The 11,453-nt window shown below is 72.3% G+C and carries 12 protein-coding genes; 7 read left to right on the top strand and 5 right to left on the bottom strand.

Translation table 11 applies throughout. From position 1 onward, the window contains the following. The 5 genes from VGX25_RS34520 to VGX25_RS34500 all read left to right on the top strand — a co-directional run. Positions 1 to 735 (top strand): hypothetical protein (locus VGX25_RS34520; protein WP_326922186.1); only part of this gene is annotated, 735 nt, incomplete at its 5' end. Further along, a complete protein-coding gene (locus tag VGX25_RS34515; protein WP_326922185.1) occupies positions 732 to 1,724 on the top strand; it encodes an ABC transporter ATP-binding protein in 993 nt (330 codons plus the stop codon). The genes VGX25_RS34520 and VGX25_RS34515, both read left to right, overlap by 4 nt. Further along, on the top strand, positions 1,721 to 2,566 hold the full coding sequence (locus tag VGX25_RS34510; protein WP_326922184.1) for an ABC transporter permease subunit: 846 nt from the start codon (positions 1,721 to 1,723) through the stop codon (positions 2,564 to 2,566). The genes VGX25_RS34515 and VGX25_RS34510 overlap by 4 nt, the downstream gene beginning before the upstream one ends. Positions 2,567 to 2,604: 38 nt before the next feature. Next, positions 2,605 to 4,527, top strand: coding sequence for a hypothetical protein (locus VGX25_RS34505; RefSeq protein WP_326922183.1), 1,923 nt, complete (start codon positions 2,605 to 2,607; stop codon positions 4,525 to 4,527). Then, on the top strand, positions 4,527 to 4,883 hold the full coding sequence (locus VGX25_RS34500) for a hypothetical protein (protein WP_326922182.1): 357 nt from the start codon (positions 4,527 to 4,529) through the stop codon (positions 4,881 to 4,883). The genes VGX25_RS34505 and VGX25_RS34500 overlap by 1 nt, the downstream gene beginning before the upstream one ends. A gap of 377 nt (positions 4,884 to 5,260) precedes the next feature. On the opposite strand, the gene VGX25_RS34495 is transcribed toward VGX25_RS34500, so the two are convergent. Then, positions 5,261 to 5,659 carry a DUF6223 family protein gene (locus VGX25_RS34495; protein WP_326922181.1) on the bottom strand — a complete coding sequence of 133 codons (399 nt, stop codon included), beginning with the start codon at positions 5,657 to 5,659 and terminating at the stop codon, positions 5,261 to 5,263. 195 nt (positions 5,660 to 5,854) lie between these two features. Between VGX25_RS34495 and VGX25_RS34490 the strand changes: the two genes are divergently transcribed. Next, entirely contained in the window at positions 5,855 to 6,964 is a 1,110-nt protein-coding gene (locus VGX25_RS34490; RefSeq protein WP_326922180.1) for a sensor histidine kinase, read from the top strand. Next, entirely contained in the window at positions 6,961 to 7,644 is a 684-nt protein-coding gene (locus VGX25_RS34485; RefSeq protein WP_326922179.1) for a response regulator transcription factor, read from the top strand. The genes VGX25_RS34490 and VGX25_RS34485 overlap by 4 nt, the downstream gene beginning before the upstream one ends. A 5-nt stretch (positions 7,645 to 7,649) precedes the next feature. On the opposite strand, the gene VGX25_RS34480 is transcribed toward VGX25_RS34485, so the two are convergent. From VGX25_RS34480 to groL, 4 genes are all read right to left on the bottom strand, one after another. Beyond that, positions 7,650 to 8,102 (bottom strand): VOC family protein, encoded by a 453-nt coding sequence (locus VGX25_RS34480; protein ID WP_326922178.1) that lies wholly within the window; start codon positions 8,100 to 8,102, stop codon positions 7,650 to 7,652. An 8-nt stretch (positions 8,103 to 8,110) separates the two neighbouring features. Then, positions 8,111 to 9,439, bottom strand: coding sequence for an aspartate aminotransferase family protein (locus VGX25_RS34475; RefSeq protein WP_326922177.1), 1,329 nt, complete (start codon positions 9,437 to 9,439; stop codon positions 8,111 to 8,113). 106 nt (positions 9,440 to 9,545) lie between these two features. After that, the gene (locus tag VGX25_RS34470; protein ID WP_326922176.1) at positions 9,546 to 9,980 is read right to left on the bottom strand and encodes an FHA domain-containing protein; all 435 of its coding nucleotides are present in this window, start codon (positions 9,978 to 9,980) and stop codon (positions 9,546 to 9,548) included. Positions 9,981 to 10,088: 108 nt separating this feature from the next. After that, on the bottom strand, positions 10,089 to 11,453 hold a 1,365-nt coding region (groL, locus tag VGX25_RS34465; RefSeq protein WP_326922175.1), incomplete at its 5' end, for a chaperonin GroEL.

Raw genomic sequence — 11,453 nt, 5'->3', positions numbered from 1 at the left:
GTCTTCCGCACCGAGCAGATCGTCCCGGTCACCGCGCCCGAGGCCGAGCTGGTCAAGCTGCCCGAGCTGTCCGACTTCGGCGAGGTCGAGGTGACCGAGGGGCTCCACGTCCGCCAGGTCGCCGGCGCCGACGCCGCCGCGCAGGCCAGCGGTCTTACCGTCCCGCGGGTGGGCGAGCTGCCCCGCGGCGTCACCGGACAACCCACGTACCACGTCGTCGACCGGATCAGCGCGGTGTTCACCTTCTCGGCCGAGAAGGCGGCGCGGTTCGCCGCGGCGGCCGGCCATACGCTGCCGCCACCGCCCACCGGCCTCGACGGCAGCCGGTTCCGGTTGATCGCCGGCCCCGGACTCGCCGCGGTCTGGTCGCAGGACCGCCCCGTGCCGGCCATGATCGTGGCCCGCGCGGTGGCGCCCATCGCGGACTCCATGGGCATCCCGTTCGAGACGGCCCGCGACTACCTGCTGTCGCTGCCCATGCTGCCCACGGACGTCGCGGCGCAGCTGCGCGCCTTCTCCGGCGACGGAACGACGCTGCCCCTGTTCGTGTCGGTCGAGCACATGACGACCACCGCCGCCGACGTCGGCGGGGCGCCGGCCACGGTGCTCGCCGCGCGGGACGGCACGATGGCGGCCGTGGTCTGGGTGGACAACGGGATCGTCACCGCGGTGGCCGGCTCGATGAGCCCCGACGAGGTGCTGTCGGTGGCCCGCGGGCTGCGGGTGGACCGGTGACCGCCGGCCCCGCCGCCCGGCGGGACGGCGCCCTCTCCCCCGACGAGGCCAGGCGGCTGCTCGCGGAGCTGCCGCCGGCGCCGGCGGTGTGGTGCTCGGGCCTGCGCAAGCGGTACCGGCGCCAGACCGCGGTCGACGACGTGTCGTTCACCGTCGGCCGCGGCGAGGTGGTGGGCCTGCTCGGACCGAACGGCGCCGGCAAGACCACCGTCATCAAGATCCTGCTCGGCCTGGTCCGGCCCGACGCCGGCGAGGTGCTGCTGCTCGGGCGACCGGCGGGAGATCCGCACGCAAGGGCCCGCGTCGGGTACCTGCCGGAGCTGTTCCGGTACCAACCGTGGCTGACCGCCGCCGAGGTGCTGGCCCTGCACATCCGGCTCGCCGGCATCGCGGTGCCGGCCGGGGAACGGCGCGAATGCCTGGCCGCCGTCGGCCTCGCCGACCGCGCCGGCGACCGGGTGGGCGGCTTCTCCAAGGGCATGCAGCAGCGCCTCGGCCTCGCCGTCGCGCTGGTCGCCCGCCCGGAGCTGGTCGTCCTCGACGAACCGACCAGCGCCCTCGACCCCATCGGCCGCGCCGACGTCCGGGACCTGCTGCTGTCCCTCAAGGACCGCCAGGTCGCCGTGCTGCTCAACTCGCACCTGATCGGCGAGGTGGAGCGGGTCTGCGACCGGGTCGTCATCCTCGACAGGGGCAGGGTCGCCGCCTCCGGCAGCCTTGCCGAGCTGCTCGGCCGGCGCGAGCTGCGGCTGCGGCTCGACCGGGTCGGCGCGCAGGCGGAGGCCCGGCTGGCCGCCGCCGGCCAGCTCACCCGCTCCGGGAACTCGTTCACGGTCACGCTGCCCGCCGAGACGGACGACGACGCCGTGCCGGACCTGGTGGCCGACCTGGTCGGCCTCGGGGTGCGCGTGCACGCGATCGAGCCGGGGCGGATCACGCTCGAGGAACGGCTGCTCGACATTCTCCGCACCGGAGGTGCCCGGTCATGACCGCCCGCCCCGTGCTCACCATCGCCGCTCTCACCCTCCGGGAGACCTCCCGCCGGCGGGTGCTGCGCGTGCTCCTGGCGCTGACCGTCACGCTGCTCGCCCTCAGCGCCTGGGGATTCTCCCGGATCGACGCCGAGTTCGGCGGGCTCACCACCGGGGAGGCGCGGCTGGTCGCCTCCATGGTGCTCAACCTGGTCATGTTCGGTTTGAGCCTGATCGCCGCGCTCGGCACGGCGTTCCTCGCCGGCCCCACCCTGGCCGGCGAGATCGAGTCGGGCATCGCGCTGGCTGTCCTGGCCAGGCCGATCCGCCGCTCCGCCGTGCTGCTGGGCAAATGGCTGGGGCTGGTCACCTTCGGCAGCGGCTTCGTGGCCATGGCCGGGCTGGCCCAGCTGCTCATCGTCCGGACCACCCTCGGCTACTGGCCACCGCAACCGGCCGCCGGTCTTGCGCTGCTCGCGGCCCAGACCACGGTGCTGCTCACCCTCGGCCTGCTGCTGTCCACCGCCATGTCCCCGATGGCCTCTGGCATCGCGGCCGTCGGACTCTTCGGCGCCACCTGGATCGCGGGCGTGGTCGGTGGGGTCGGGCGGGTCCTCGGCAACGACGGCGTGGCCCACGTCGGCACCGTCTCCCGGATGCTGCTGCCCACCGACGGCCTGTGGCGCGGCGCCATGTACGCGTTCCAGGACCCGACCGCGCTGACCCAGTTCGGCCCCGACATCTTCCCGCTCCTCGTCAGCGAGTCCGCGCTGACACCCGCCTACCTCGGCTGGGCCGGCCTGTGGGTCGCCCTCATCCTCGGCCTTGCCGGGGTGTCCTTCCTGCGCCGCGACCTGTAGCGCGGGTGCCGCCCCTGCGCACGATGGACCACGGTGCGGTGTCGGAGCTCGGTTGCTGGCCAAGCGCGGCCAGGGCGCACGCCGCGCCCTGCTCGCGCAGCGACTGCGCGACCGTGGTCAGCCCGAGCTGTGCCGCAACGGCCGCGTCGTCCCATCCGGTGACCGCCACGTCGTCGGGGGATGGCACGACCGGCGGCGCGGGCGGCGCGAACCACCCCGGCCGCCTGCTGGTCGCCGTCGCGGCCCTGGCCATCGCCCTGTTCCTCCTCGCCCCGGCACTGCTCCGGCTCGGCGGTCTCGGCCGGCCGGGTCGGGCTTGCCGCGGGTGCCAGGATGGCCTTATGCGCGCGCGTTCCCTGCTTTCCTGCGTGATTCTCGTTGCCGCGATCCTCCCCGCCGGTGGTGCGGTCGCCGCGGCCCAGGACACCGGCGGATGCGATCCCGTCGATCCCGCGGCCTGCCTGCTGCCGTTCCCGAACGACTACTTCACCGTCGCCGATTCCGGTACGGCCACTGGTATCCGAGTCGACCTGCAGCGCGATGCCATGCCGCGCAACGTGCTCGGCGTGCGGATCGACCCGCGGGAGTGGAACCGCAACGACGGCTTCTCCCCCGGCGCCATGCTGCTCACCCAGGTGCCGGGGCTGGACCTGCAGCGCACCGGGGCGGCCCCGGTGACCGACATCGGCGCCTCGCTTGCCCCGGACGCGCCGATCGTGCTGATCAACACGCGGACCGGTCAGCGGCACCCGTACTGGGCCGAGCTGGACGCCAACGCCGCCGACCCGGCCAGGCGCGCCCTGATCATCCGGCCGGCGCGCAACCTCGACGAGTCGACCCGGTACGCGGTGCTGTTACGAAATCTGCGGGACGCGGCCGGGAACCCGGTGCCGCCCAACCCGGTCTACGCCGAGCTGGCCCGGCCGACTCCACCCGCCGACGGCGCGCTGCAGCGCCGCTGGCAGTACGCCCAGCGGGCGCTGGACAGCCTGCGCGGCGCCGGGGTGGACCTCGGCGGGTCGTACCTGGCGTGGGACTTCACCGTTGCCAGCCAACGGAACCTGACCGAGCGGATGCTGCACATGCGCGACGAGGCGTTCCGGCAGCTTGGTAGCCGGCCGCCGCTGCTGACCATCGACTCGGTCACCGACTTCACCGCCGAGCAGGACCCGGCGATCGCCCGCCGGGTGACCGGCACCGTGCTGGTGCCGAGCTACCTCAACGTTCCGTTGGGGCCGCCCGGCTCCCGGCTGCACTACGACAGCGACGGGCTGCCCGGCCGGCTGACCCTGAACACCCAGCTCGCCCGGTTCATCTGCAACATCCCGCGCACCGCATCGGGTTCGGCGCCGGCCCGGCCGCTGCTGTACGGCCACGGCCTGCTCGGCGACGCGTCCGAGATCGACTCGGGCGCGCTCAAGGCGTACATGGCCGAGTCCAACACGATGTTCTGCGCCACGCCGTGGATCGGCATGGCCACCGAGGACATCCCGAACGTGGTGCTGGCCCTGGCCGACATCTCCCTTTTTCCGTCCATTCCGGACCGCAGCCAGCAGGGCTTCCTGAACTTCCTGTTCCTCGGCCGGGCGATGGCCCACCCCGGTGGATTGTCCGCCCGCTCGGCGTTCCGCGCCCCGGACGGCCGGCCGCTGGCCACCACCGACCTGGTGTACATGGGCAACAGCCAGGGCGGCATCCTCGGCGGCGCGCTCACCGCCATCGCCCAGGACTTCACCCGCTCCGTGCTCGGCGTGCCCGCCGCCAACTACTCCACCCTGCTCAACCGCAGCGTCGACTTCGACCAGTTCAAGGTCGTCTTCGACCCGGCCTACCCGGACAAGCTCGACCAGCAGCTGGTCTTCGCGCTGATCCAGATGCTCTGGGACCGCGGCGAGGCAACGGGTACGCCCACCACATCGCCGGCGCCCCGCTGCCCGCGACGCCGGCCCACCGGGTGCTGATGATCGAGGCCTTCGGCGACCACCAGGTGGCCAACATCGCCACCGAGGTCGAGGCCCGCACGATGGGCATTCCCGTTCGCCAGCCCGCCCTCGCCGCGGGGCGCAGCCCGGACGTGACCCCGTTCTGGGGCCTGGCACCGGTTCCCGGCTACCCGCACCCCGGCTCCGCCCTGATCATGGTCGACAGCGGCACCCCCGCGCCGCCGCCGACCAACCTGCCCAACCGCGCGGGTCAGGACCCGCACAGCCACCCCCGCAACTCCCCCGCGATCCGCGCCATGACCGCACACTTCCTGGCCACCGGCGAGGTCATCGACACCTGCGCCGCCGTCCCCTGCACGGCGACCCCGGGCTGAGCGAAGCGCTTCACGGACGACGCAAACCTGGCGCACGCATGCCCTCGGCCAGCAGCGCCCGGCCAAGGCCCCTGCCTCGGCACCGCGGCGATCGCGACGGAACGGCTCTACCCCGGCGACTCCCTGGGCCCCCGGACAACGCCCCGGCCCAGCGCGTACGTGTTTCGAAAGTGCGCTGGGGTCGCCAATCTTTGGCGAGGGCGGCCGCCACACGACGACCAGGGCAGGGGCGAGGAACGAGCCCCTGCCCGCAGGCGTCGTCAGCCGACCACCCACGACACCCCACCACCCACCCCGGCCCGCAACCCCCCACGCAACCCAACCCCAGGCCGCTCGCCGAAGGCGACCGGCGGCCTTGCCCGAGCTAGAAAACACTTCTAGGCCGCCACCCCTCGTTCCTCGACCCGGGCGGCGATGCGGCGGGAGCGGGCCGTCAGCAGCCCGCCGAGGATCGCGGCGATCAGCCCCAGCACCAGGGCCGCGGCGCCACCGACCACTCCGTTGCCGGAGCCGGGACCACCGTCGGCGGTGACCAGCACCAGCGCGCCGTTGACCGCGGCGAGCAGCCCCGCGGCCAGGGCCATGGTGGCGCCCCTTCGCCCGCCGTTGCCGGTGCGGCGGCGGGAGCGGGCCAGCGCCAGCCCGCCGATGATCACGCCGGCCAACCCCAGCAAGGCGGCCGCGGTGGCCCAGACCCGATCGAAGGTCAGGGTGTACGCGCCGACGTCGGCCGACTGGGCGAAGACGTGCGCGGCGAGCAGGTGACGGATGGACATGAGGTGCTCCCTTCCTCCCACGACGGAACGACGCTGATCATGTCCGGTGAACCCGCCGCCGGTCGTTGTGCGGACGCAGACAATTCGCGCTGCCGCCGGCGCCGTAGCGGCCGCGGAGGTACCGCGGGTGCGGTAGGCGGTTGACCATCTCCGCGCGGGAGTCGCCCGCGCGAGCATCCGGTTAGGGTGCCAAGCATGAGCAGGGGACGGCTCGGAGACTGGCTGATCGCCGCCGGTGTGGCGGCGAGCCTGCTGGTCGCCGGGCTGTCCGGGCAGCACCCCGCGACGGGTCTCGCCCCGCTCGGCTACCCGTTGTTGATCATCAGCGGGCTGGCGCTTGCCGCGCGCCGCCGGACCCCGGTCGCCGTGCTGGCCGTGACCGGGGTGTGCGCGCTGGGGTACCAGGCCGTCGGTGTCGACGTGCCGGCCGTGGCGTATCTGTTCGCGGTGTACGCCGCGGTGCGGGCGGGACACCGCATCGTCACGGTGGCGGCTTCGGTGATCATGCTGGCCGCCCTCCCCTTGGCGGCCCTCGCCTCCGGCCTTTACGGCACGGGCGAGGCGTTCGCGCAGGCCCGGGGTGCCCTCGAGCTGGCCTGGCTGATCGCCGCCGGCGCGGCGGGTGAGGCGCTGCGGCAGGCCGAGCGCCGGGCCGACGAGGCCGAGCGCACCCGCGAGGAGACCGCGCGGCGCCGCGCCGACGAGGAGCGCCTGCACATCGCGCGGGAGCTGCACGATTCGCTCACTCACCAGATCTCCGTCATCAAGGTGCAGGCCGAGGTCGCCGTCCACCTGGCCCGCAAGCGGGGTGAGCAGGTGCCCGAGGCCCTGCTGGCGATCCGGGAGGCCGGCCGGGAGGCGGCCAGGGAGCTGCGCGCGACCCTTGAGGCGCTGCGCGACGACGACAGCGCCCCGCCGCACGGGCTCGACCACGTCCCCGAGCTGGTGCGGCGGGCCCGCTCGACCGGCCTGGACGCGACGCTGACGATCGAGGGACAGCGCAACGGCGTGCCGGCCGCGGTGGACCGGACCGCGTACCGGATCGTGCAGGAGTCGCTGACCAACATCGCCCGGCACGCCGCCGCCCGCACCGCGACGGTCCGGATCGACTACCGGCCCGACGCCCTGGTGATCCGGATCGACGACGACGGAAAGGCGACTTCGGACACCGCGCCGGCGCCCGGCGTCGGGCTGCTCGGGATGCGCGAACGAGTCACCGCGCTCGGCGGTCGGCTGCGGGCGGCGCCGCGCGGCGAGGGCGGCTTCACCGTCCACGCCGAGCTTCCCGTGGACCGCACATCATGATCCGGGTCCTGCTGGTCGACGACCAGCCGCTCATCCGCAGCGGGTTCCGCGCGCTCCTTGACGTCGAGGACGACATCGAGGTGGTGGCCGAGGCCGCCGACGGCGACCAGGGCGTGGCCCTGGCCAAGGAGCACGTGCCCGACATCGCGCTGATCGACATTCAGATGCCCGTCGTCGACGGCATCGAGGCGACCCGGCGCATTGCCGCGGACCCGACCCTGGCCGCGGTGCATGTCGTCATCCTGACCAACTACGGCCTTGACGAATACGTCTTCAACGCGCTGCGCGCCGGGGCCGCCGGATTCCTGGTCAAGGACATCCAACCCGAGGACTTCCTGCACGCCATCCGCGTCGCCGCGCGCGGCGACGCCCTGCTCGCCCCGTCGATCACCCGCAAGCTGATCAACCGCTACGTCGCCCAGCCACTCACCACCGGCGTCCACACCGGACTCAAGGAGCTGACCAACCGGGAACGCGAGGCCGTCGCCCTTGTCGCGCAGGGCCTGTCCAACGACGAGGTGGCCGACCGCATGGTGATCAGCCCGCTGACCGCCAAAACCCACATCAACCGGGCCATGACCAAGCTCCACGCCCGCGACCGCGCCCAACTCGTCGTCCTGGCCTACGAATCCGGCCTGGTCACCCCGCGCAGCGAGCCGGCGCCCCCGGCCGCCGGCTGACCGGCCTACGCCGCGCAGAACTCGTTGCCCTCGGGGTCCTGCATGATCCACCAGTGTCCGGCGGGTCCCCTGTCGAACTCGCGGACGCGGGTCGCGCCCAGCTCTTCCAGCCGGGCCACCAGCTTGTCGAGGCCGCCCGGCGCACTGTGGATGTCGATGTGCAGGCGGTTCTTGCCGGACTTGGGCTCGGGCACGTCCTGGAACAGCAGCCGCCGGCCGCGGCCGATGCCGCTGGTCCGGTCGAACGGGTCGTCGGGGTGGCGGATCGCGGCGTAGCCGCGGAAGGTCTTGCGGCCGCGATGCTCGACGACCGCGTCCTGGTCGATCTGGCCGGCGGCGAGCAGCTGCTCGACGAGCGCGCTGGGATCCTCCACCTCGTACTCGAGGGCCGCGGCCCAGAAATCCGCCAGCGCGGAGGCGTTCCTGCTGTCGATGACCAACTTCCAACCCATTGCCATGGCGGCAGTTATACCGGCGTCCTGGACGCATCCGCCGGTTCGGGTGTGCTCAGCAGCGGGCCGTACCGGCTGAGGAACCCGTCGAAGGCCGAGCAGAACGCGTCGCATTCCGGCGTGCCGATGTCCAGACTCAGCGCGACCATCCCGCGCCGGGCGAGGTGAAACCCGCGGTCGAGCAGGTCGAGGTGGAACAGCTCCCGGTGCACCGGGGTGGGCCGCAGGTCGCGTGGAGCCACGATCGGCTCGGGTTGGAAGTGGACCGTCATCATGCTGCCGAGGCCGGTCCATTGCACGGCCGCGTCGTGGTCCCGACCGATCTCGTTGAGCCGAGCCCGCAGCCGTTCTCCCCGTTCGAACAGCCGCCGGCTGGTCTCGGGCGGGAACAGCCTGGTCAGACCCGCGTATCCGGCCGCCATGCTGAGGACGTTGTTGTTGAACGTCCCGGCGTGCGGCACGAAGTCCGGCCGGCGCGGGTCGTACATCGACATCACGTCGGCGCGACCGCCGAAGGCGCCGAAGGTCATTCCGCCGCCGGTGTACTTGCCGAGCGTCATCAGATCCGGGGTGATGCCGAGCAGGGCCTGCATACCGCCGCGGGACATCCGTGACGTCATGACCTCGTCGAACACCAGCAGCGCGCCGGTCTCGTCGGCGCGCCGCCGCAGAAACGCCAGGAACGCCGGATCGCCGGGAATGCACCCGCCGCTGCCGATCATCGGCTCGACCAGGATCGCGGCGAGGTCGGCCGCGTGCCGGTCGATCAGTTCCCCGGTCACGCCGGCGTCGTTGTACTCACCGACCACGAAGCGGTGCGGGACGTTGATCGGGATCGCCGGCTCACCGAAGTACAGCACCGAGCCGTGATAGGCGCCGGCGAACACCAGAATCGTGCCCCGGCCGGTGTGTGCCGTCGCGGTCGCCAGCGCGAGCAGGTTCGCCTCGGTGCCGGAGTTGGTGAACCGGACCAGGTCCAGCGCGGGAAAGCGCTCGCACAACACGGTGGCCAGCCTCGCCTCGTGCACGCACTGCGCGCCGAAGCCCCAGCCGGCGTCGAGGGCCTCGTCGACGGCGCTCCTGATCACCCGGTTGTCATGCCCGTACAGCCCCGCCGTGTAGTCACCGAGGAGGTCGACGTAGACGTGCCCGTCGACGTCGGTCAGCCGGCAACCCGTACCCCCGGCCATCGTGAGCGGGAACGGCGGGTAGAACACCGTGGTCCGGCTGTTGCCCCCGGGCAGGTTCTCGACGGCTTCCTCATGCGCGGCGCGACTACGGGGATTGGCCGCGACGAACCGGTCCCGAGCCTCGCCCAGCGCGACCTCCAGCGAACTGGCCATCGCTCACCGTCCCGTCGCCTCGGCCGCCCTGGTGCTCGAGCATTACCCCTGAGCATCCCCCGGCATACCCACCGCCTGCCCACCCTGTCGTAGGTGAGCGCGGCGGTCACGCCTGCGGTGCGCGGAAGACCAACCGGTACTTGCCGATCCCCAGGTGGTCGCCGTCGGTGAGTCGTGCGCTGTCCACGGGGTTGCCGTTGAGATAGGTGCCGTTGAGGGAGCCGAGGTCGGTGACGGTGAACCCGGTGCCGGTGCGGCGCAGCTCGGCGTGCCGCCGGGAGATGGTCAGGTCCGCCAGCACGATGTCGCAGTCGGGATGCCGGCCGACGACCGTCGGGTCCGCCACGAGCGGTATGTCGACCGGGCCGGTCAGTCCGGAGCCACGGGTGAGGGTCACCGCCGCGGTTCCCACGGGGGCCGGTGTGGCCGGCGCGGGTGTGGCGTCGTCGGGCTGCGGCGGTGACGGGTAGGCCACGGTGTCCTGATCTGCCGGATCCGGCTGCCCGGATCCGGTGGAGACGTGCTCGACCGTGCCGATCATTGGCGTCCTGCCTTTCCTTGACCTTGTGAGGTCCCGCCGGCCAGGCGGGCAGGGTTGCGCCCCGGCCGGCGCGGGTGGCGGCCGGCCGGGGCGGTGTCCTTGTCGGGTCTAGAAGTCCGGACCGGCGCCGGCGCCGGCCGGGGTCTTCTCTTCCTTTTCCGGTTTGTCGGCGACGACGGCCTCGGTGGTGAGGAACAGGGCGGCGATCGACGCGGCGTTCTGCAGCGCCGAGCGCGTGACCTTGGCCGGGTCGATGATCCCCGCCCGGACCAGGTCTTCGTACTGGCCGGTCAGGGCGTTGAGGCCGTGCCCGGCCGGGAGCGTGCGGACCTTGTCGACCACGACGCCGCCCTCGTGGCCGGCGTTAACGGCGATCTGCTTGAGCGGAGCCTCGACGGCAACACGCACGATGTTGGCGCCGGTGGCCTCGTCACCCGACAGCCGCAGCCCGGCGAACGCCTCGGCGGCGGCCTGCAACAGAGCCACACCACCACCGGCGACGATGCCCTCCTCCACCGCGGCCTTGGCGTTGCGCACCGCGTCCTCGATCCGGTGCTTGCGCTCCTTGAGCTCCACCTCGGTGGCCGCACCAGCCTTGATCACCGCCACACCACCGGCCAGCTTGGCCAACCGCTCCTGCAACTTCTCCCGGTCGTAATCCGAATCCGACTTCTCGATCTCGGCCCGAATCTGGTTGACCCGACCCTGAATCTGCTCGGCATCCCCGGCACCCTCGACGATCGTGGTCTCATCCTTGGTCACCACGACCTTGCGCGCCCGACCCAGCAGCGAGATGTCGGCATTCTCCAGCTTGAGACCCACATCCTCACTGATCACCTGACCACCGGTCAGGATCGCCATGTCCTGCAACATCGCCTTGCGCCGGTCACCAAAACCAGGCGCCTTGACCGCCACCGACTTGAACGTGCCCCGGATCTTGTTGACCACCAACGTGGCCAGCGCCTCACCCTCGACGTCCTCGGCGATGATCAGCAGCGGCTTGCCGGCCTGCATCACCTTCTCCAGCAAGGGAACCAGGTCCTTCACCGCGCTGATCTTGCCCTGGTGCAGCAGCACGTAGACGTCCTCGAGGACCGCTTCCTGCCGCTCGGGGTCGGTGACGAAGTAGCCGGAGATGAAGCCCTTGTCGAAGCGCATGCCCTCGGTCAGCTCCAGCTCCATGCCGAGCGTGTTGCTCTCCTCGACGGTGATCACACCGTCCTGACCGACCTTGTCCATGGCTTCGGCGATCAGGTCGCCGATGGTCCGGTCGCCCGCCGAGATGGACGCCGTCGCCGCGATCTGCTCCTTCGTCTGCACCTCGATGGCGATCTTGTGCAGCTGCTCGGTCACGGCCTCGACGGCCTGCTCGATCCCGCGCTTCAACGACAGCGGGTCGGCGCCGGCAGCGACGTTGCGCAGGCCCTCACGCACCAGGGCCTGAGCCAGCACCGTGGCGGTGGTGGTGCCGTC

Source organism: Actinophytocola sp., assembly GCF_035942955.1.
GTDB lineage: Bacteria > Actinomycetota > Actinomycetes > Mycobacteriales > Pseudonocardiaceae > DASYTH01.
Note: the sequence above shows the minus strand (reverse complement) of the source record. Positions and strands in the feature narration are given on the sequence as shown.